Source organism: Bradyrhizobium sp. WD16 (assembly GCF_024181725.1).
Classification (GTDB): Bacteria; Pseudomonadota; Alphaproteobacteria; order Rhizobiales; family Xanthobacteraceae; genus Bradyrhizobium_A.
Window position 1 is genome coordinate 2,689,469 of the sequence record NZ_CP028908.1, and the last position, 20,532, is coordinate 2,710,000.

Sequence of the window (20,532 nt, forward strand, 5' to 3'; positions counted from 1 at the left end):
GCATGAAAAGGCCCGTCCAACCGCGCCATGGGATGATGGACATGGCGTCCGAGCGACCGCAGTTGCCGGCGCGGGCGCGCAACGTATCGGCCGTCGTGCCGCGCGATTCGATCTCCGGCCGGGCCCTCGTTGCGGTGGTGGCGATCATGACCTTTCTCGCCTCGCTGACCACTGGCGGCGTGCTGCTGGTGCGGGCCGCTGCCGCGGAATGGCAATCGGACGTCGCCAGCGAGATCACGATCCAGCTGCGTCCGGTCCAGGGGCGTGACCTCGACCGTGATGTCGCCGCAGTGGTCGATGCCGTGAAGAACCAGCCTGGAATCGTGACGGTGCGGCCCTTCAGCCGGGATGAATCGGCAAAGCTGCTCGAGCCCTGGCTCGGTACCGGCCTGTCCCTCGGCGATCTGCCGGTGCCGCGGGTCATTGTGGCTCAGATCGCGCCCGACGGACGGCTGGACCTCGCCGCGCTGCGCGCCCGCACCGCCCAGGTGGCGCCCAGCGCCAGTATCGACGATCACCGCGCCTGGATTGAGCGGATGCGCTCGTCCACCGGGGCCACCGTGCTGGCCGGTATCGGCATCCTCGCCCTGGTGATCCTCGCCACCATCATCTCGGTCTCGTTCGCCACCCGCGGCGCCATGGCGGCGAACCGGCCGATTATCGAGGTGCTGCACTTCGTCGGGGCGTCGGACCGCTACATCGCCAATCATTTCCTGCGGCATTTCCTGCTGCTCGGCTGCCAGGGCGGGGCGATCGGCGTCGGCGCGGCGATGTTGCTGTTCGGCTTCTCCGAATCGATCGGCAGCTGGTTCGCCGGGACCCCGGCGGGCGACCAGTTCGCCGCCCTGCTCGGCACCTTCTCGCTCCAGCCCTCGGGCTACCTGACGCTGATGGTCCAGGCGGCGGCAATCGCTGCGATCACCGCCTGGGCATCGCGGCGGACGCTGTTTTCCACCCTCGAGGAGATCGAGTGAGCAGGATGCGGCTGGGGCGCCGCCGAATCGAGCCTATCTTTCCGTCGCAGCAATGCCGGAATTTGCTCTAGACTTGCATGGGACGGACGGGCCCGGCGTCGGGGGCGGCGCCAAGGGGGCCCGGGTAAGAGATGCGAATGACTGGCAGGGGGAGCCGGACGACCTGATCATGATGCTGGATGAGGCCTATCGATCGCGACGTGGCGCGCCGCTCCGGCGCATGAGGCTCGCGCTCGGCTTCGGCGCGGCCGTCGTTGTGGTCAGCATCATCGGATTCTTCGTCTTCCTGAACCAGCTGCCACAGAGCGAGGTGAAGCCCTGGCGCGACGCCGACGGCATCGTTGTCCTCACCGGCGGTTCGTCCCGCGTCTCCGACGCCATGGAGCTGCTGGCGGTCGGCTATGGCAAGCGCCTCCTGATCTCCGGCGTGCACCCGACCAACGGCGCCGCCGACATTCAGCGCTCGCTGCCGGAAAGCCAGCCGCTGCTCGGCTGCTGCGTCGACCTCGATCACTCCGCAGTGAACACCCGCAGCAATGCAGTGGAGACCAGGCGGTGGGTGCGGGAACGTGGCTTTCATTCGCTGATCGTCGTCACCTCGAACTATCATATGCCGCGTGCCATCGTTGAGCTGTCCCATGCCATGCCCGACGTAGCGCTGATTCCGTTCCCCGTGGTCGGCGACAAGTGGAATGACGAGCCGTGGTGGACCAGCGGCGCGGCGCTCAGGCTGCTGCTGCGCGAATACGCCAAATACATCGTCGCCGAGGTCCGGGTCCGGCTCGATCGCTTCGGGATCGCCGGCATCAGCGTTGCGGATGGAGTCCAGACCGAAGTCGCGCGGGGCGCCAAGGTCACCTCGCGCTGAGCAAATACGCCTGTCGTCTTCCGTCCATCTTCGCTAAACAGGGCCCGCCGGCCGGCACCAATTCGCCGCGGCCGGAGCGGAATTGCGGTCGGTTTGTAATGGTCTCGATCTTCCTGCGGTCCTTGATCTTCAACGTGGTGTTCTACGTCCACATGGTGGCGTGGATCATCATCGGCATTCCCACCTTCCTGATGCCCCGCAAGGGGATTCTCACCATCGCCAAAAATTGGGGCCGTTGCAGCACCTGGCTGATGCGCGTGATCTGCAATATCAAGGTCGAGTATCGCGGCGTCGAGAAGATTCCACTGGGGCCGCTGATCGTTGCCTCCAAGCACCAGTCGTTGTGGGAAACGATCTCGCTGATTGGCTTCTTCGATGAGCCGCTCTACATTCTCAAGCGCGAGCTGAAGTGGCTGCCGTTCTTTGGCTGGTATCTGACCAAGGCCGAGATGATCGGCGTTAACCGCAACGCCGGCGGCGGCACGCTACGGCAGATGGCGCGGGCGGCGCGCGAGCAGGTTCGGCGCGGTCGCCAGCTCATCATCTTTCCCGAAGGTACCCGCCGGCCGGTCGGTGCTGAGCCGCGCTACAAATATGGCGTCAGCCAGATCTATTTGGATTGCGACGTGCCCTGCCTGCCGGTGGCGCTCAATGCCGGGCTGTTCTGGCCGCGGCGCACCTTCATGCGTTATCCCGGCACCATCGTCGTCGAATTCCTCGATCCGCTGCCGCCAGGGCTGCCGCGCGACGAATTTCTCGAGCGGTTGTCGACGGCAATCGAGACGGCGACCCAACGGCTCGTCGGCGAAGGGCGTGCCGAGCAGGCGAGGCTGTTCGGTCGCGGCGTCGCGCTGGGGCCGACTGAGGCCCAGAGTCGTTCCTGAGAATCTAGTGTCCTGTCTCCGAATTACCGCTTCATTTGCCTCACCCTCGCACGGTAATTCGGAGACATCAGGACACTAGCAAAATCAAAAAGCTAGTGCGGCTTATGTCTCGCAATTGCCTACAGGGGCTTGCCGCGAAGGGCATAGGCAATTGCGAGACGCCACACTAGTGTCCCGTTTCTAACGTTCGTATCCCTTCGCAGCGAGCACTCATACGTACGTTAGATCCAAAGGGACACCAGTATAGCTATGATTCTAGTGCGGTTTTGGATCTGACGCGCGTACGGCGAATTCGCTGCAATGCTGATACGAGCGTCAGATCCACCGCACTAGGCTTTCTCGCCGGTCAACGTTACCGGCGTCGGCGCTGCCTCGGCCTGCAAGCGGGCGGCGAGCTGATGCAAGGTGTGATCGCGGATGCCGTGGCTCTCCAGCGCCTTCACCGTCGCCAGCACGTAATCGACATTGGCGCCCGAGACGCCATGACCGTGGCGGACCAGCCCGAGCTGCCGTTCAAGCGGCAGCCGCCCGGCATATTGGTCATGGCCGCGATCGGCGACGTAAGTGAGGGCGCTGACGCGCTCGACCGGATGGTTGTGCAGCCAGACCGAGCGCTTGACCTCGCGATAGACGCGGGTCACCTGCTCGCGTTTGCGCAAATAGGCAATGGTCGCGGCCCGCCGTTCGCCGGCGACACGGAAGGCGAGTCCCTGGCAGGCACCGCCCCGGTCGAGGCCGAGCACGAGCCCGGGACGTTCCGCCGTACCGCGATGGACCCAGGAATAGATGCAAAGTGCCCGGTGCTCGCCAACCAGCCGGCCCGGGACCTGTTCGAGGAAGTCGAAGCCGGGGTTCCAGATCAGCGACCCGTAACCGAAAACCCAGAGGTCGCCGTCGTCGTCTTCGATGTCGGAAAGCATATGCGTCGCCATGGCGACCAAATGTCACGGCGCCGCGCCGCTTTCAACCGCTGCGGGCGAGGGGCTGGGTTTCGTCCAGCCCCTTTCGGGGACCTAGTTTGCGCCGAAAGGCGGTCGGAAACTGGGAAAAATGCTCGCTGTAGGGGCATGCGAACGTTAGAACGCGTCGGGGCTGCAAATCGCCCCAATCTCGTGGTCAGGGTCCCTCATGTCTGATTTCGCCTCGACGCCGCGCCGGCGCTCGCGCTGGCCGCTCTATGCGATGCCGGTCTTCGTCCTCGTGCTCGCGGTCGGCTGGAGCGGCTTCTGGTTCTATGTCCGCAGCCGTGCCGACGACGTTCTGGACGGCTGGCGCGCCCGCGAGGCCAGCGCCGGCCGGGATTATGACTGCGGTCGCCGCTCGATCGGCGGCTTTCCGTTCCGTCTCGAGGTCCGCTGCGAGGACGCCAGCATCACCTTGTCGTCGCAGACGGCCGAACAGCTCGCCACCAAGACCCCGATCACCGCTCGCCTGACGGACATCCTGGTGGTGGCGCAGATCTATGATCCAAGGCTGATCATCGCCGAATTCACCGGGCCGGTGACCTTCGCCGATCTCGGCCAGCAACCCTCGTTCAGTGCCAATTGGCGCCTCGGCCAAGCCAGCGTCGCCGGTTGGCCGGGGGCGCCCCAGCGCGTCTCGCTCGCTTTCGACAATCCCGCGCTCGACCGTCTTGCCGGCGGCCAGGCCACCGAGCTGCTGCGCGCCGATCACCTCGAGCTGCACAGCCGCCTCGCCGAAGGATCGGTCGCTGACAACCCCGTGATCGAGACCGTGCTGCAACTGACCAAGGCTTCACTCAAGGGGGTTCATCCGGTGCTCGAGGCGCCGTTCAGCGCTGATATCCGTGCCCAGATCCGCGGCCTGAAGGATCTCTCGCCCAAGCCGTGGCCTGTACGATTCCGTGAGATCCAGGCGGCTGGCGGCCGGATCGAAATCACCCAATCACGGGTCGAGCAGGGCGAGGTGCTGTCGCTTGCTGCCGGCACGCTCGGCATCAGCGCCAACGGCCGGCTCGATGGTCAGTTGGAAATGACCGTTGCCGGGCTCGACAAGATCATCCCGGCGCTGGGGCTCGACCGCGCCGTCGACCAGGGCATGTCGCAGTCCGCCGTCGACAAGATGGCGCCAGGCGTCAGCGCGCGTGATGTCAACAACGCGCTCGGCGCGCTCGACAAGATGATTCCCGGCCTCGGCAATCTCGCCCGCAAGAACGTCAATGCCGGCCTCGCCGTTGGGATCAACATGCTCGGCCAGCAGACCACGCTGGAAGGTCGAAAGGCGATCGCGCTGCCGCTGCGCTTCGTCGACGGCGCGGTCTTCCTCGGGCCGCTCCAGGTGGCACAACTGCCGCCGCTGTATTGACAGGCGCTTGACCGAAAAACAGCGAAAGCCTGTGCTGCGCTCGCGCGGTTAGCCCTCCCCCTCGGTCTTGGGCAGCGGTCCGTGCGGCCGGCCGAAATCCGGTCCCGCCGCATCCTGGCCGATGCTGACAATGCCGCGGCGGATCGCCCGGGTCCGGGTAAAATGATCGAACAGCGCCTCGCCATCGCCGCGCCGGATCGCGCGTGTCAGCTTGGAGAGGTCCTCCTGGAAGGCGCCAAGCATTTCCAGTACCGCTTCCTTGTTGTTGAGGAAGACATCGCGCCACATGGTCGGATCGGAGGCCGCGATGCGGGTGAAGTCGCGAAAGCCGCCGGCCGAGAATTTCAACACTTCCGAGCGGGTCACATCCTCGAGCTCGTCGGCCGTGCCGACGATCGTGTAGGCGATCAGATGCGGCAAATGGCTGGTCACCGCCAGCACCAGATCGTGATGCTCGGCCGTCATGACTTCGACATTGGCGCCGAGCCGGCGCCAGAACTCGGCGAGACGCTCCACCGCCGCGGCGTCGGCGCCGGCAGGTGGCGTCAGTATGCACCAGCGATTAATGAAGAGTTCGGCGAAGCCGGCGTCAGGCCCGGAATCCTCGGTACCGGCCACCGGATGCGCCGGGATGAAATGCGTATGTGGCGGCAGCTCCGGCGCCATGGCCCGCAGTACAGCGGCCTTCACCGAACCGACATCGGACACGATGGCGCCGGGCTTGAGGTGCGGCGCGATGGATTGCGCCACGGCGGCACAGGCACCGACCGGAACGCAGGCGATCACCAGATCGGCGTCCTTGACTGCCGCGGCATTATCGTCGGCGATGCGGTCGGCGAGGCCGATTTCGGCTGCGCGCGCGCGGACCTGCGGCGACGCGTCGGTCGCCACCAGTTCGTCGGCGAGGCCGAGCTGCCGTACGGCGCGCGCAACCGACGAACCGATCAAGCCTAGCCCGATCAGTGCGACCCGCGCGAAGAGAGGGGCGGCATTCACGTCAGTTCCTCATGAAGTCGGCCAGCGCCGCGACTACGAGGCGGTTGGCCTCCTCGGTGCCGATGGTCAGGCGCAGAGCGTCGGGCAGATGATAGTTCTTCAAGGCGCGCAGGATCAGCCCGCGCTCGGTGAGAAACGCGTCGGCGTCGTCGGCGGTCTTGCCCTTGGTCTTGGGGAAGTTGATCAGCAGGAAGTTGGTGACGCTCGGCGTCACCGTCAGGCCGATGCGCTCGATCTCCTCGGTTAGCCAGGTCCGCCAGCGCTCATTGTGAGTCCGCGACATCTCGTAATATTCGCTGTCCTCCAGCGCGGCGACGGCCGCCATCATCGCCGGCGTGCTGACATTGAAGGGACCACGGATACGGTTGACTGCGTCGATGATGTGCGCCGGCCCGTACATCCAGCCGATGCGCAGCGCCGCGAGTCCATAGATCTTCGAAAACGTGCGCGTCATTACCGTGTTCTCGGTGGTCGCGACCAGCTCGATCCCGGATTCGTAATCGTTGCGCGAGACGAAGTCGGAATACGCGGCGTCCAGCACCAGCAGCACATCCGGCCGCAGCCCCGCATGCAGCCGCTTGACCTCGTCGAAGGGCAGGTAGGTGCCGGTCGGGTTGTTGGGATTGGCGAGCCAGATCAGTTTGGTACGCGGCGTCACCAGACCGAGGATGGCGTCGACATCCGCGATCAGGTTCCGCTCCGGAGCGACGATATTGGCGGCGCCGTTGCCCATGGTCGCGATCGGGTAGACCAGGAAGCCATGGCTGGTGTGGATCGCCTCGTCGCCCGGCCCGAGATAGCCATAGGCGAGGAGATTGAGGAGTTCGTCGGAGCCGGCGCCGCAGATGATGCGTTCCGGATCAAGGCCGAATTTGTGTCCGATGGCCTCGCGCAGCACCCGCGACGAGCCTTCCGGATAGTCCTCGAGATGCGCCGCTGCCGCCTTGTAGGCCTCGACCGCCCTGGGCGAGGGACCCAGAGCGTTCTCGTTGGCGGACAGCTTGAAGACGCGGCCGCCTTGTTCGCTGCCGCTCTTGCCGGGCGTGTAGGGCGCAATATCGAGAATGCCGGGCTTCGGCACGGGGCGAGACATCGAACGAAACTCCAAATGGAACGAATCGAGAGGCTTGTCAGGGCGCTTCCGGCGCGGGCGTCTGAGACACCGTATAGCGCGCCGCGTGGCTGCCGACGAGGGCCGTGGTGCGCACCGAAGCCCCCGCCGAGATCAGGGTGACGCGCAGTTCGTCGAGGGCCGCGGTCTCGCGGGGCGAGCCGCGTCCAGGCAGCGACACCAGCAGCGCCGCGCCGTCGAAGGTGCCGTCGGGCACGGCGACGATGTCGGCGAGCGGAGATACCGCGCGGGCCACCGCCGCGCTCCAGCCGGAAACGCGGATGCTCCACATCTCGATGTCGGTGACCATGGCGTCGTCGGCGACACGCGAGACGACGAAGACCGGCAGCGCCGCCGGATGGTCGGCGCGTTCGACGAAGGGCAGGCGGGCGATGATCTTCGGCGCGCCGGTAGCCTCGAGCGGCAGCCACCACGGGGTTCGGCCGCCGGTCGCCGAGACCAGCGCGAGGTCGCCCTTGGATTTCGCCACCGCCTCGACCGCGGCCGCGGCGCTGAAATGCGCGACGAAGGGCACGGTGAAGCCGAAATGAAAACGGGCGGAATCGCGCATCGCCGATTCCCCGGGCGACAGGTCGGCGTGGACCGAGAATGGCGCCTGCACATAGGTGAAGGTGGCGATGATGACGCGCCAGATGCTCTCGACGGTGTCGAGCGGCAGGATGCCGCGGTGGCGCTGCACCAGCCGCTTCATCATGTCCGCCTCGCGTGCCGGACGAAACGCCGAGCCGACCTCCTGGGTCTTCTTCACCGAGATCAGTCGATCGATGATGTCGGCACGCTGCATCAGCAGGGTGTGCACCTGCTCGTCGATGTGGTCGATCTCGCGACGCAAGTCGGTCAGCACTGGCGGTGCGGGGGGTGACGCGGGGGGGGACTTGGACATCTCGCGGCCTTCGGAACGACGTGCGCCGACAGTTTCGATCGAAAGAAAAAGCCGCGCAGGGAAGGCTCATTGATAGGAAGTTGGACGGACGAAAGCAAAGAAAACATTGACCAATTTGCCTTTTCGCCGACCCCCGGCCGAGGCCGGCGGGGAAGCGACGCGCCTTGACGATCGGCCCGGCCGGGCATAGAAGCTTTGGTATTCCGTGGTCATTTGAGCCGGCCGGCTTGCAGCCACGTTAAACAACTCGCTAAACAGGCCGGGGACAGACGAGATCCCGGCCGAACCGTTGTTCAGGCCGGTTTTTTTATGACCAGATCCATTGGTCTGGAGACACGATGTCCGATTCCGCCCTCGAAGCAGGCAAGCGAGCGCCGGCGCCGCACTATGCGCGCGAGGCCGATCGTCCGACCTCGCTGGTCGCGGAGTTCGGCTCCGACACGCCGCTGCGGCTGGACTGCGGCGTCGATCTCGCGCCGTTCCAGATCGCCTATCAGACCTACGGCAGGCTGAACGCCGACGGCACCAACGCAGTGTTGATCTGCCATGCGCTGACCGGCGATCAGCACGTCGCCAATGTCCATCCGGTCACCGGCAAGCCCGGCTGGTGGGAGACGCTGGTCGGTCCGGGCAAGCCGATCGATACGGAGCGCTATTTCGTCGTCTGTTCGAACGTGGTCGGCGGGTGTCTCGGCTCGACCGGCCCGTCCTCGACCAATCCCGCCACCGGAAGACTATGGGGGCTGGATTTCCCGGTCATCACCATTCCCGACATGGTGCGTGCCCAGGCCATGCTGATCGACCGGCTCGGCATCGAGACGTTGTTCGCGGCGGTCGGCGGTTCGATGGGCGGCATGCAGGTGTTGCAGTGGGCCTCCGCCTATCCGCAGCGCGTATTCTCGGCGTTGCCGATTGCCTGCGCGCCGCGTCATTCGGCCCAGAACATCGCCTTTCATGAAGTCGGCCGCCAAGCGGTGATGGCCGATCCGGACTGGCATAACGGGCGCTATTTCGAGCACGGCATCAAGCCGCATCGCGGCCTCGGCGTGGCGCGCATGGCAGCGCATATCACCTATCTCTCCGACGCGGCGCTGCATCGCAAGTTCGGTCGCCGTCTTCAGGATCGTGAGGTGCCGACCTTCTCCTTCGATGCCGATTTCGAGGTGGAGAGCTATCTGCGCCATCAGGGGTCGTCCTTCGTCGAACGTTTCGACGCCAATTCCTATCTCTATCTGACGCGGGCCATGGACTATTTCGATCTCGCCGCCGACCACGGCGGCGCGCTCGCCAGCGCCTTTCGCGGCACGGATACCCGGTTCTGCGTGGTGTCCTTCACCAGCGATTGGCTGTTTCCGACCTCGGAATCGCGCACCGTTGTGCATGCGCTCAATGCCGGCGGCGCACGGGTCTCTTTCGCGGAGATCGAGACCGATCGCGGCCACGATGCCTTCCTGCTCGAAGTGCCGGAGTTCTTCGATATCGTTCGCGCCTTCCTTCAGTCGGCCGCCAAGACCCGCGGCTTGCCGGCGGAGACACGATGATGGTGACGCAGTCTCAGGCCCTCCAGTCCGCAGCGACGGCTCCCGAGGCGCCGAAGGTCTATCGCGGTGACCACCTTCTGGTGGCGCAAATGGTCGAGCCCGGCTCGCGGGTGCTCGATGTCGGCTGCGGCGAAGGCGACCTGCTGCGGCTGCTCGAGAGCCGCGGGGTCGATGGCCGCGGCATCGAGATTTCGCGCGAGGGCGTCAATCACTGTGTTGCCAAGGGCCTCGCCGTGATCCAGGGCGACGCCGATACCGATCTCGTCAACTATCCGGATGATGCCTTCGACTATGTGATTCTGTCGCAGACGTTGCAGGCAACGCGCCAGCCGCGCGTGGTGCTCGAGCATCTCCTGCGCATCGGTCGCCGCGCCATCGTGTCGTTTCCGAATTTCGGCAATTGGCGGATGCGGCTGCAGCTGCTCCTCAAGGGCCAGATGCCGCGCACCGAGCACCTGCCGGCAACATGGTACGACACCGCCAACATCCATTTCTGTACCATCAAGGATTTCGTTCAGCTCTGCGACGAGATCAACGTTAAGATGGAGCGGGCGGTGGCGCTCGATCGTTCGGGCCGGCCGCTGCGGTTCAATGCTCCGTGGTGGTTCTGGAATCTGTTCGGCGAGCAGGGGGTCTTCCTGCTCAGTCGCGGCAAACGGTAAAAGCACGCGCGTCAGACGTTAAGCGGCGTTAACGGATGTGACACTCGCACCGTCCTTCGCGAAAATTCCTCATCATTGACACAAAATGTTCGCGCTCGGCGAGGGCTGAGCCGCGGTGCGCCATGCTCTGGCCACATCAGATTCGTTTGTCGCGGCCGGACGGCGGCCCCGGACGGGGCCGTCGGGCAAAAGGGGGTGTCACGAGGATGATTGACTGAATGATTTCTGTTCGAACTTTGTGCCTATTGGCGCGGCCCGCCGCGCTTGTGTTGGGTTCTCTCACCATCGTCGCACTCGCGACACCGGCTTCGGCAAGACCTGCTCACGGCGCCGGCCGTCATCATCATCAACAACATCATCATGCTTTCCGTCACGTTCGCCATCATGAGGGCCGCCATCACATTGCGCCGCATGCCTATCGTCACGGTCGCCGTCTCACCGGCGTTTCCGATGTGGCTGCTGCTGATGCCGCGCCGCAAGGTTTTGGCGGCTTCGGCTCCGACGTCGTCGCCGAGGCGCGGCGCTATCTCGGCGGCAATCCCACCGGACGTAGCACCCTGTGGTGCGCACGCTTCATGAATATGGTGCTGCAGCGTTCGGGCCATCACGGCACCGGTTCGGACCTCGCCAGTTCGTTCGCCCATTACGGCCAGCGTGTCTCCGGCCCGCAGGTTGGCGCCATCGCTGTGATGGGCCGCCGCGGCGGCGGTCATGTCGGCGTCGTCAGCGGCATCGACCCTCACGGCAATCCGATCGTCGTCTCCGGCAATCACGGCCACCGTGTCGCCGAGGCGACCTACCCGCGCGGGCGGATCTACGCCTACGTCCTGCCGGCGAGCTGACGGACCGAACGACGACGTCGTCGCCGGCGGCCGTGTGCCGCCGGCGGTAACGTCGACATCGAAGTGCCGCAGCACGGGTCGCCACGGATTAGTTCGGTTCCACGGCGCCCAGCCGACTGCCGGCTCACCGCCCGGTTGGGCTAGATCGCGAATTTGGTTCCGGTACCCTCTTCCGCCCGGGACGGGGCATGCCCACATTCCGAGCAGGACGGCGTCCTGCCGTCCGCCGCGGCCGTGCTGACGGAACGGGCTCGCATGAGCTTGACAAAAGTCAACGACGGTCGGGGCCACCCCCATGACGATGCTGGAAATGTGCCTTCGGGGCATTGCCGGCAGGCCGAGGGAAAGGACCGTCTTAGTCATGAATATCGAAAAATATACCGACCGTGCGCGGGGCTTCATTCAGTCCGCGCAATCGCTGGCATTGCGCGAGGGACATCAGCAATTCACCCCGCTGCATTTGCTCAAGGTGCTGCTGGACGACAGCGAGGGGCTGGCCGGCGGTCTGATCGACCGCTCCGGGGGTAACTCCCGCGCCATCCTCAATGCCACCGAAACCGAACTCGGCAAGATGCCGAAGGTGTCGGGCAGCGGTGCCGGCCAGGTCTATCTCGCGCCCGCGACCGCGCGGGTGTTCGATGCGGCCGAGAAGGCGGCCGAGAAGGCCAGCGACAGTTTCGTCACCGTCGAGCGCCTTCTCCTGGCGCTGTCGCTGGAGAAGGACAGCGACGCAGGTGCGCTGCTCAAGCAGGGCGGCGTCACCCCGCAAAATCTCAATGCCGCGATCGAGGCCCTGCGCAAGGGCCGCACCGCCGACAGCGCCTCGGCGGAGAACGCCTATGACGCCCTGAAGAAATACGCCCGAGACCTGACCCAGGCGGCGCGCGACGGCAAGCTCGACCCGGTGATCGGCCGGGACGAGGAGATTCGCCGCACCATCCAGGTGCTGTCGCGCCGGACCAAGAACAATCCCGTGCTGATCGGCGAGCCCGGCGTCGGCAAGACCGCCATCGTCGAGGGTCTCGCGCTGCGCATCCTCAACGGCGACGTTCCCGAGAGCCTCAAGGACAAGAAGCTCCTGTCACTCGATCTCGGCGCGCTGATCGCCGGAGCCAAATATCGCGGTGAGTTCGAAGAGCGGCTGAAGGCCGTGCTGCAGGAGGTTACTGGCGCCGAAGGCGGCATCATCCTGTTCATCGACGAGATGCACACGCTGGTCGGTGCCGGCAAGGCCGACGGCGCCATGGATGCCTCGAATCTGCTCAAGCCGGCACTGGCGCGCGGCGAGCTGCACTGCATCGGCGCCACGACCCTCGACGAATACCGCAAGCATGTCGAGAAGGACGCCGCCCTGGCACGGCGCTTTCAGCCGGTCTTCGTCTCGGAGCCGACCGTCGAGGACACCATCTCGATCCTGCGCGGGCTCAAGGACAAGTACGAGCAGCACCACGGCGTGCGCATCGCCGACAGCGCGCTGGTAGCCGCCACGACCCTGTCCAACCGCTACATCACCGACCGTTTCCTGCCCGACAAGGCCATCGACCTTGTCGACGAGGCGGCGGCGCGGCTGAAGATGCAGGTGGATTCCAAGCCGGAAGAGCTCGACTTGATCGATCGCGAGATCGTCCGGCTCAAGATCGAGCAGGAGGCGCTCAAGAAGGAGAGCGATCCTGGTTCGCGCAGCCGCCTGCAGACCCTGGAGACCGAGCTCGCCGATCTCGAGAAGCGCTCGGCCGACCTGACATCGCGCTGGAGCGCGGAGAAGGGCAAGCTGTCGGATGCCGCCAAGCTCAAGGCCGAGCTCGACCAGCTCCGTGTCGAACTCGCCAATGCCCAGCGCCGCGGCGAATACCAGCGCGCGGGCGAGCTGGCCTATGGCCGGATCCCCGAACTGGAGAAGAAGCTCGCGGGCATCGAGGAGAGCGAGGCCGGCGGCGCCATGGTCGAGGAGGCGGTCACCACCGATCACGTCGCCCAGGTGGTGTCGCGCTGGACCGGCGTGCCCGTCGACAAGATGCTTGAAGGCGAAAAGGAAAAGCTCCTCAAGATGGAGGAGGCGATCGGCAAGCGCGTCATCGGCCAGACCGAAGCGGTGCGGGCGGTGTCGACTGCGGTGCGCCGCTCCCGTGCCGGCCTGCAGGATCCGAACCGGCCGATCGGCTCGTTCATGTTCCTTGGCCCCACTGGCGTCGGCAAGACCGAACTGACCAAGGCACTCGCCGAATACCTCTTCGACGATGAAACCGCCATGGTGCGTATGGACATGTCGGAATACATGGAGAAGCACTCCGTGGCCCGGCTGATCGGCGCGCCCCCGGGCTATGTCGGCTATGACGAGGGCGGGGCTCTTACCGAGGCGGTGCGGCGGCGTCCCTATCAGGTTGTCCTGTTCGACGAGATCGAGAAGGCGCATCCGGACGTGTTCAACGTGCTGCTGCAGGTCCTCGATGACGGCCGCCTGACCGACGGTCAGGGGCGCACCGTCGACTTCCGCAACACGCTGATCATCATGACCTCCAATCTCGGCGCCGAATTCCTGGTGAACCAGCCCGAGGGCGAGGACACCAGTGCGGTGCGCGACCTGGTGATGACGGCGGTGCGGGCCAATTTCCGGCCTGAATTCCTCAACCGCGTGGACGAGATCATCCTCTTCCACCGGCTGCAGAAGAGCGAGATGGGTCGTATCGTCGAGATTCAGTTCGGCCGGCTGCAGAAGCTGCTCGAGGATCGCAAGATCACGCTGAAGCTCGACGCATCGGCACGCGACTGGCTCGCCGAAAAGGGCTGGGATCCCGCCTATGGCGCCCGGCCGTTGAAGCGGGTGATCCAGCGCAGCGTGCAGGATCCGCTCGCCGAGATGATCCTGGCCGGCGATGTTCGCGATGGCGAGGACGTGGTGATCGCCGCCGGTCAGCATGGGCTGACTTTCAATGGCGAAGAGGTCGTGATGGCGAACGAGGTGTTCGAAAGTCGCGGCGCGGTGCCGCCGGTCCTGCGCACGGGCGAGGGGCCGCGAACGACCCATTGACGATCAAGCAGTCAGATGGCCGGGGCGGTGCCCCGGCCATTTTCGTCGCAGGCGGCTTCATGCTCGGCTGAGGTCCGGTCGGCGCAGTGGCCATCGAGGGACGGATCGATGTCGCTCTATGCTCTGATCAAGCGCAATGGCCCGAGCGGCTTCGGCTATGGTTCGACGGCGGCAGACGTTACCGCGGGGCTGGATCTTGGCGGCAAGACCATCCTCGTCACCGGCTGCAGCTCCGGTCTCGGATTCGAGACCATGCGTGTCCTCGCCCTGCGCGGCGCCACCGTGATTGGTACCGCCCGGACCGAGGCTAAGGCGCGGGCCGCAGCGGCGGCAGTCGGTGGTCGTGTCAGCGCCATCGCCTGCGATCTGTCCGAACCATCATCGGTGCGCGGCGCTGTCGCCGCGGTTAAGGCAGGGGGTGCGCCTCTCGCTGCCGTCATCTGCAATGCCGGCGTTATGGGGTTGCCGCGGCTGACCCTGATCCATGGCCTCGAGGGCCACTTCTTCACCAACCATATTGGCCATTTCATGCTGGTCACGGGGTTGCTCGATCAGCTCGCCGCTGACGGCCGGGTCGTGATGGTGAGCAGTGCCGCCCATCGGTGGGCGCAGCCAGGCGGCATTGATTTCGACAATCTGTCGGGTGCTAAATGCTACCGTCCGTCGAGGGCCTATGGGCAGTCGAAATTCGCCAATCTGGTGTTTGCCAAGGAGCTCGCCCATCGGCTCGCCGGCACGGGGCGCGTTGCCAACGCGATCCATCCCGGCATCGTCATGGAGACCAACGTGACGCGCCACATGACCAATCCGCTGCTGGAGGTGGCGAGAGTGGTAGGCGGTTGGCTCGCCTTCAAGACCATCCCCCAGGGGGCGGCAACGCAGTCCTACGTCGCGGTCCATCCCGACGTCGCCCGGCTGTCGGGATGCTATTTTGCCGACTGCAACCTGGCGAACCCGCGGCCCGACGCGGAAGATCCATCGATCTGCCCGCGGCTGTGGGCGATGTCGGAGGCGATCGTCGCGGGCTTGGACTGACGCAGGCGCCGCGCGGTGTCAGCTCCTGCACCGCGCGGCGGCCGATGTCCTATTTTGCCGTCACCCTGTAGATCGCATTCTCGATATCTGACGAGAAATAGATCGTCCCCGATCCGCCAACGGCGACCCCTGTGGGAATATCTGTCGGCGGCAGGCCCGGCGCGGCAACGAGGCCGATCGGCAGGTTGGATGCGATCTCGCTGATGGTGCCGGTCTGCGGATCGATTTCGACCAGCCTCTTCGCGCCGACCTCGGCGACGACGAGCTTGCCCGCCGGCGTGACCGCGAGTCCCTCGGGCATCTTCAGGTCCTTGGCTACGACCGTCCTGGTGCCGCTGGCGAGGTCGATCCTCGCGACCAGCCCGCCGAAGGCTTCGGTGAGATAGACACTCCCGTTCGGCCCCTCGGCGAGACCGACCGGTCCGGCAAGGTCGCCAATGATCGTGCTGCGGTCCTTGCCGTGTTCGCCGCTCACTTTCGTCAGCGACTTTGCCCCCAATTCGTTGACCAGGAGGCTGCCGTCGTCGAGACGGATCGCATCATAGGGCGCCTTGAAGTCGTGCAGCATCTCGAGCGTCTTGCCGGTGTTGCGATCGACCAGTTGCACCGTGCCTGTGATCCAGCTCGACAGCACGACGACGTCTCCCTTCGCCGTCGCGCTCATCGGATAGTCCAGGGTGACCCCATCGGCATGCATGCGGCTGACCTCCGAGACGCCGCCGGTCGTGCCATCGACGCTGCGATAGGCGAATACATCGGCGACATAGATTGTGTCCTTGCCGCCCGCTGAGACGACGGCGATGCCGCCGGGCAGCGCCAGCTTGCCGATGATGACCTGCTTCGCCACGCCGCTTTCCGGATCGATCTCCTGGATGCCGTTGTCGGCCATGTCGGACACGAAGATGTGGTCCTTGGCGTCGATCGCCAGATTGTCCAGCGAGGGCTTGAGCTGCGCGACGACGTTCTTGGCGCCGGTCTTGACGTCGACGCGGACGAGCTGGCCGTTAGCCGTATCGACCACCCAGAGACGGCCCTTCGAGTCGAAATTCGCCGCCGCGGGCACCTTGAAGCCCTCGGCGACGATGGTCAGCTCGGCCTTGTCGACGTCGATTGCCGCGATCTGGCCCTTGAACCACAGCGGGCCATAGAGCCGGCCGTCCGGTCCGAATTCGAAACCGTTGAGGCCGCCCATCTTCTCCATGATCTTGCGCGCCGGCTTGGCGCCCTCGACATCGATCTCGTAGAGAGCATCGCCGAGGAACACCTGAGTCGCGAACAGGCGACCATCCTTGCGGAAGGCGAGGGAGTTGATGCCAGGCAGGCCGGAAGCGAGCTTGCGGATCTGCCCGTCGCCCTTGCGCGCATAGAGGTCGCCGGACAGATACGCCGTCCAGGCCATGGTGCCGTCGGGGGCGAAAGCGATGTCGTCCGCCATGCCCTCGGGGTTCGGCACGGCAATTTTGGCTGTGCCGTTGGCGATGTCGACCTCGTAGAGTGCGGCGCCGGCGACACTGCCGGCGAATAGCCGGCCATCACGGTCGAAGCCGAGACCATGGACGCCATGGAAGGCCGAGCCGGGAACCAGCCGAGTGACCGTGTAGCCGTCCGCACGAGCCCCGGTGCCGGCTGTGAGCGCGAGTGCGCCCACCATGATCGCGCCGAGTGAAAGCCGCCCAATCATCTCAAATCCTTCCGAGTTTGTTTGTTGATACGAGCCAGTATGCGTGGGCCTGCCGTTGGGTGCAAAGGGTTGTGGGCTCAGAACTTGTGGCGTCGGACAGCCTTGCGCCGCGGCAGCGCCTGGTTGCACGATCGCGCTAGCGGTTGACAGTCTGGCCCAACGGGCTTCGACTGGGCGCAGCGGCAATCAGAAATTGAGATCTGAGATGGTGTCGGATGCCCCTCGAACTGCGCCACGCTGGCGCGATGTCCCGCGCGGGGTCTGGGCTCTCGGCTTCGTGTCGATGCTGATGGATATCTCCTCGGAGATGATCCATGCATTGCTGCCGGTCTATCTGACCACTGTGCTCGGCCTGTCCGTGCTGACGGTTGGCTTCATCGAAGGCATCGCCGAATCCACGGCGATGATCACCAGAATATTCTCCGGCGCGCTGTCGGATTGGCTTGGGCGGCGCAAGCTCCTGGCGGCGCTTGGTTACGGACTCGCGGCCTTCACCAAGCCGGTGTTTCCGCTCGCTACCACCGCGGCGTGGTTCGTCGCCGCGCGCTTTGTCGACCGCATCGGCAAGGGCATCAGGGGGGCGCCGCGCGATGCGCTGGTGGCGGATCTTTCGCCGCCGCAGGAGCGCGGCGCGAGTTTCGGCCTGCGCCAGTCGCTCGATACCGTCGGCGCGTTCATCGGCCCGCTCCTCGCCGTGGGGCTGATGCTCTGGACACTCGATAGCTACCGCACCGTGTTCTGGATCGCGGTGGTGCCGGCGTTTGCCTCGCTGCTGCTGATCACGGTCGGGGTCGAGGAGCCGCGCGGCCATGAAGGGCGGCCGCGCCAGCGCCTGCGGTTCGCCGATGCCGGACGCCTCGGTGCGCGGTTCTGGATCGTCGTCGGCATTGCCGTGATCCTGACGCTGGCGCGCTTCAGCGAAGCCTTTCTGGTGCTGCGCGCCCAGCGCGCCGGCCTGTCGGTCGCCATGGTGCCGCTCATCATGGTGGTGATGAATGTGGTCTATGCCCTGGCCGCCTATCCGGCGGGCGTGCTCTCCGACCGCATCGGGCGGGGCGGGGTGCTGATCGCCGGGACTGCCTGTCTCGTCGCCGCCGATCTCGTCTTCGCCCTCGGCACCTCGGTGCCTGCGGCGATGGTTGGCGTTGCGGTCTGGGGCCTGCATATGGGGCTGACCCAGGGTCTCCTTGCAGCACTCGTCGCCGACACCGCGCCGGTGGATCTGCGCGGCACCGCATTCGGCGTCTACAGTCTTGCCGCCGGCATCGCGACCCTCATCTCCAGCATCATTGCCGGCGCGTTGTGGGATGAGTTCGGGCCCGCCGCCACATTTTTCGCCGGGGCCGGCTTCACCGCCCTGGCGCTGCTTGGCCTGTCGATCATGCGGGAAACTTGGCGGCGGCCCGGCGCGGTCGCTGGTCCGCCGAAGTCATGAGCCTGTGCCTTCGCGCATGCGGCACCGCGCATCAGGAGAGCGCAGGAGTGTCAGTTGAACGCGGAAGTGTCAGGGGGGGGGGCGCGATCAGCGTGATTCGCTCGACGAGGTCGCGGCTGCCGTGGTTGCGCCCGTGGCACGATTGAGAGTGCCCGGAGTTGTGGCGCCGATCAGGCCCTTGGGCTTGGCGGGGGAGGGGGCCGGATCCTGGTTTTGCGCCACGCGCGCGCCGCTGCGGTTGTTCATCATGCCGTCGAGGTGATCACGCTCTTGCTCGAAGCTCGCGAGCAGCGGTCCTTCCAGCGATCGGCCGCGCGGCAGCTTGACTCGCATCGGGTCGACGAAGCGTCCATTCACCAGGATCTCGTAGTGGACGTGAGCACCGGTCGACAGGCCCGTCGACCCGACGAAGCCGATCACCTGGCCCTGGCGCACGCGCTTGCCCGGCTCCATGCCCTTGGCGAAGGCGCTCATGTGGCCGTAGGCGGTCTCATAGCCGTTGGGGTGCTTGATGCGGATATATTTGCCATAGCCGCCGGACCATTCGGCCTTTTCGATGACGCCGTTGCCGGAGGAGAAGATCGGCGTTCCGTAGGCGGTGGCCCAGTCGACGCCGGTATGCATCTTGGTGTAGCCGAGGATCGGATGGCGGCGGGCGCCGAACGGCGAGCGCATGATCGCGGTGTTGACCGGCTTGCGCACCAGGAACTTCTTCGCGCTCTTGCCGGTCTCGTCGTAGAAATCGACGACGCCGTCGTCGGGGGTCTGGAAGCGGTAGAATTTCTTGGTTTCGCCGCCCACTGTCAGAGAGGCGTAGAACACGTCGTTCTTGTCGGGCGTCGCGGCATTGTCGTCCTCACCCGCATAGAACACCTCGAACGAGTCGCCTGGCTGCACTTTGCGCTGGAAATCGACGTCGTAGGAATAGATCCGGATCATGTCCTCGATGACGGACGGCGGAACCTTGTTGCGCATCGCCGTCTCGTAGATGCTCTGGTAGAGCCGGACGCCGCTGCCATCATCCTCGTCTTCGCTGTCATCGCTGGTGTCGGCGGTCGCGGTGGTCGAGTTGAGGCTCTGGACGTCGACGGCGACGTATTTGCCCATATCGGACAGGGCGGCCACGGCCTCGACGGTGGTGTCGTTGGCGACAATGACTCGGTAAGGCTGGAGCCGCTGGCCGGGCGCCGAGGCGACCATCAGGACCCGGACCTTCTGGCCTTCCTTCAGGCCGCCGTCCTTGCCGCGCGGTCCGAGCGTCGCGGCAATCGATTTCGCTTCCTCTGCGGTGCCGCCTTGATCGCGGATGATCGAGACGATGGTGTCGCCCTTCTTGACGATGTGGATGCGCTCGGCCGGCTGGGCGCCGCCGGTCGCCTGCTCCTTGGTCTTGGGCAGCAGCGTGACGTTTTCCGGCACGATCCGTGCTTCAAAGCCGGCATATGGGTCGACGCCGCCCTCGGCCGCATAGGCCATCTTGATGTCCATGGGTCCGCCGGCCGATGCGTAGCGCACACCCCCGGTCGGACCATTGCCGCGCCAGTGGGAGGCATCACGGACACGCAGCAGCACCTCATCCATGGAAACTGTCGCGGCGATCTTGGCCTTGGGTAGCACGGTGCCGAGGTCGCGGGTCACGAAAGAGACCTCGGCATCGGGCTCGGCGCCGCCGTTCTGCGCCTCGTCTTCCGCGGCGGGCGGCGGTGTGCCGACATCGGCCAGCATGCGCTGGGCGTTGAACGGCGGAATCTTGGCGGAGAGTTCGCTGGTGGTCAGCGACAGGTTGCCGGAAATGCGGATGAAGGGGCGCACGCGCATGACGTCGCGATTACCGACCCGCATTGCCTGCGACACGCGCAATACCTGCCGCGCCGCATTGGCTTCGCTCGGTGGCGGCAGACGATCGGCCTTGCGCGCGGCGGCCTGCTTGTCATTGGTGCCGAAGGCGCCACGCAGCGCGCCTTCGACGCGCTCCGGCAGCTTGGCGAAAGTCATCTCGCCGTCGAGCGATGTGAAAACGGCGCCGCCGATGAGGGCCGCGCCGCACAGACCCGTCAGAATGGTGCCGCTGAACCACTGCACGGACACGCGGCGGCGATCGATGACGGCAGCTTCGGAGCCGTCGACCGACAGCGGCGGTTCATGGCCGAGATCGATGATCTCCGCCTCGCGCCCGTGCTGCCCCCGTACAGTGCCGTGGTTCAAGTCGACTTTCCCCCAATTCCAGATGCCCGGATCGATCGAAC

General features: G+C 65.6%; 16 protein-coding genes and 1 riboswitch. Of the genes, 10 read left to right on the plus strand and 6 right to left on the minus strand.

All coding sequences use genetic code 11. The annotated features are described in order from the left end of the window. The first annotated feature begins 32 nt into the window (after positions 1–32). The 3 genes from DB459_RS12445 to DB459_RS12455 all read left to right on the plus strand — a co-directional run bounded on the left by DB459_RS12445 (position 33) and on the right by DB459_RS12455 (position 2,726). On the plus strand, positions 33–974 hold the full coding sequence (locus DB459_RS12445) for a cell division protein FtsX (RefSeq protein WP_371926980.1): 942 nt from the start codon (positions 33–35) through the stop codon (positions 972–974). A gap of 169 nt (positions 975–1,143) precedes the next feature. Beyond that, on the plus strand, positions 1,144–1,842 hold the full coding sequence (locus DB459_RS12450; RefSeq protein WP_371926937.1) for a YdcF family protein: 699 nt from the start codon (positions 1,144–1,146) through the stop codon (positions 1,840–1,842). A 98-nt stretch (positions 1,843–1,940) separates the two neighbouring features. Then, positions 1,941–2,726, plus strand: a complete 786-nt coding sequence (locus DB459_RS12455) for a 1-acyl-sn-glycerol-3-phosphate acyltransferase (protein WP_253713167.1) — start codon at positions 1,941–1,943, stop codon at positions 2,724–2,726. Positions 2,727–3,055: 329 nt separating this feature from the next. Here DB459_RS12455 and DB459_RS12460 read toward each other — a convergent pair whose 3' ends face one another. Beyond that, positions 3,056–3,658 (minus strand): gamma-glutamylcyclotransferase, encoded by a 603-nt coding sequence (locus DB459_RS12460; RefSeq protein ID WP_253713168.1) that lies wholly within the window; start codon positions 3,656–3,658, stop codon positions 3,056–3,058. A 196-nt stretch (positions 3,659–3,854) separates the two neighbouring features. On the opposite strand from DB459_RS12460, the gene DB459_RS12465 reads away from it, so the two are divergent. Further along, complete coding sequence (locus tag DB459_RS12465) at positions 3,855–5,051, plus strand: DUF2125 domain-containing protein (protein WP_253713169.1); 1,197 nt, start codon at positions 3,855–3,857, stop codon at positions 5,049–5,051. A 48-nt stretch (positions 5,052–5,099) separates the two neighbouring features. Here the strand turns inward: DB459_RS12465 and DB459_RS12470 are convergent, their stop codons facing one another. Genes DB459_RS12470 through DB459_RS12480 form a run of 3 tightly spaced genes read right to left on the minus strand, consistent with a single transcriptional unit; the run spans position 5,100 to position 8,062 of the window. Beyond that, the gene (locus DB459_RS12470; protein ID WP_253713170.1) at positions 5,100–6,047 is read right to left on the minus strand and encodes a prephenate/arogenate dehydrogenase family protein; all 948 of its coding nucleotides are present in this window, start codon (positions 6,045–6,047) and stop codon (positions 5,100–5,102) included. 1 nt (position 6,048) lies between these two features. Then, complete coding sequence (gene hisC / locus DB459_RS12475; protein ID WP_253713171.1) at positions 6,049–7,140, minus strand: histidinol-phosphate transaminase; 1,092 nt, start codon at positions 7,138–7,140, stop codon at positions 6,049–6,051. A 37-nt stretch (positions 7,141–7,177) separates the two neighbouring features. After that, positions 7,178–8,062, minus strand: a complete 885-nt coding sequence (locus tag DB459_RS12480) for a chorismate mutase (protein ID WP_253713172.1) — start codon at positions 8,060–8,062, stop codon at positions 7,178–7,180. 195 nt (positions 8,063–8,257) lie between these two features. Beyond that, positions 8,258–8,337: riboswitch (SAM riboswitch) on the plus strand. Positions 8,338–8,400: 63 nt separating this feature from the next. On the opposite strand from DB459_RS12480, the gene DB459_RS12485 reads away from it, so the two are divergent. The 5 genes from DB459_RS12485 to DB459_RS12505 all read left to right on the plus strand — a co-directional run bounded on the left by DB459_RS12485 (position 8,401) and on the right by DB459_RS12505 (position 15,170). Continuing rightward, positions 8,401–9,603, plus strand: a complete 1,203-nt coding sequence (locus DB459_RS12485; protein WP_253713173.1) for a homoserine O-acetyltransferase — start codon at positions 8,401–8,403, stop codon at positions 9,601–9,603. Next, on the plus strand, positions 9,603–10,265 hold the full coding sequence (gene metW, locus DB459_RS12490) for a methionine biosynthesis protein MetW (RefSeq protein WP_253713174.1): 663 nt from the start codon (positions 9,603–9,605) through the stop codon (positions 10,263–10,265). Before DB459_RS12485 ends, metW begins: the two co-directional genes overlap by 1 nt. Before the next feature lie 218 nt (positions 10,266–10,483). Continuing rightward, a complete protein-coding gene (locus DB459_RS12495; RefSeq protein WP_253713175.1) occupies positions 10,484–11,107 on the plus strand; it encodes a TIGR02594 family protein in 624 nt (207 codons plus the stop codon). Between the two features lie 361 nt (positions 11,108–11,468). Further along, on the plus strand, positions 11,469–14,135 hold the full coding sequence (gene clpB / locus DB459_RS12500; RefSeq protein ID WP_253713176.1) for an ATP-dependent chaperone ClpB: 2,667 nt from the start codon (positions 11,469–11,471) through the stop codon (positions 14,133–14,135). 108 nt (positions 14,136–14,243) lie between these two features. Beyond that, positions 14,244–15,170 (plus strand): SDR family NAD(P)-dependent oxidoreductase, encoded by a 927-nt coding sequence (locus DB459_RS12505; protein ID WP_253713177.1) that lies wholly within the window; start codon positions 14,244–14,246, stop codon positions 15,168–15,170. Positions 15,171–15,219: 49 nt separating this feature from the next. Here DB459_RS12505 and DB459_RS12510 read toward each other — a convergent pair whose 3' ends face one another. Next, positions 15,220–16,851 (minus strand): SMP-30/gluconolactonase/LRE family protein, encoded by a 1,632-nt coding sequence (locus DB459_RS12510; RefSeq protein ID WP_253713178.1) that lies wholly within the window; start codon positions 16,849–16,851, stop codon positions 15,220–15,222. A gap of 205 nt (positions 16,852–17,056) precedes the next feature. On the opposite strand from DB459_RS12510, the gene DB459_RS12515 reads away from it, so the two are divergent. After that, positions 17,057–18,286 carry an MFS transporter gene (locus DB459_RS12515; protein ID WP_253713179.1) on the plus strand — a complete coding sequence of 410 codons (1,230 nt, stop codon included), beginning with the start codon at positions 17,057–17,059 and terminating at the stop codon, positions 18,284–18,286. Positions 18,287–18,373: 87 nt separating this feature from the next. On the opposite strand, the gene DB459_RS12520 is transcribed toward DB459_RS12515, so the two are convergent. Then, positions 18,374–20,491: a M23 family metallopeptidase gene (locus tag DB459_RS12520; RefSeq protein ID WP_253713543.1), complete on the minus strand. Its 2,118-nt coding sequence runs from the start codon at positions 20,489–20,491 to the stop codon at positions 18,374–18,376. Positions 20,492–20,532 lie beyond the last annotated feature (41 nt).

Excerpts from the sequence above, each read along its gene's own strand:
- DB459_RS12455 (WP_253713167.1), top strand. The coding sequence starts at position 1,941 with ATGGTCTCGATCTTCCTGCGGTCCTTGATCTTCAACGTGGTGTTCTAC.
- DB459_RS12460 (WP_253713168.1), bottom strand. The coding sequence starts at position 3,658 with ATGGCGACGCATATGCTTTCCGACATCGAAGACGACGACGGCGACCTC.
- DB459_RS12485 (WP_253713173.1), top strand. The coding sequence starts at position 8,401 with ATGTCCGATTCCGCCCTCGAAGCAGGCAAGCGAGCGCCGGCGCCGCAC.
- DB459_RS12465 (WP_253713169.1), top strand. The coding sequence starts at position 3,855 with ATGTCTGATTTCGCCTCGACGCCGCGCCGGCGCTCGCGCTGGCCGCTC.
- hisC (WP_253713171.1), bottom strand. The coding sequence starts at position 7,140 with ATGTCTCGCCCCGTGCCGAAGCCCGGCATTCTCGATATTGCGCCCTAC.
- clpB (WP_253713176.1), top strand. The coding sequence starts at position 11,469 with ATGAATATCGAAAAATATACCGACCGTGCGCGGGGCTTCATTCAGTCC.
- metW (WP_253713174.1), top strand. The coding sequence starts at position 9,603 with ATGGTGACGCAGTCTCAGGCCCTCCAGTCCGCAGCGACGGCTCCCGAG.
- DB459_RS12445 (WP_371926980.1), top strand. The coding sequence starts at position 33 with ATGATGGACATGGCGTCCGAGCGACCGCAGTTGCCGGCGCGGGCGCGC.
- DB459_RS12450 (WP_371926937.1), top strand. The coding sequence starts at position 1,144 with ATGATGCTGGATGAGGCCTATCGATCGCGACGTGGCGCGCCGCTCCGG.
- DB459_RS12515 (WP_253713179.1), top strand. The coding sequence starts at position 17,057 with ATGGTGTCGGATGCCCCTCGAACTGCGCCACGCTGGCGCGATGTCCCG.
- DB459_RS12480 (WP_253713172.1), bottom strand. The coding sequence starts at position 8,062 with ATGTCCAAGTCCCCCCCCGCGTCACCCCCCGCACCGCCAGTGCTGACC.
- DB459_RS12495 (WP_253713175.1), top strand. The coding sequence starts at position 10,484 with ATGATTTCTGTTCGAACTTTGTGCCTATTGGCGCGGCCCGCCGCGCTT.
- DB459_RS12505 (WP_253713177.1), top strand. The coding sequence starts at position 14,244 with ATGTCGCTCTATGCTCTGATCAAGCGCAATGGCCCGAGCGGCTTCGGC.
- DB459_RS12510 (WP_253713178.1), bottom strand. The coding sequence starts at position 16,851 with ATGATTGGGCGGCTTTCACTCGGCGCGATCATGGTGGGCGCACTCGCG.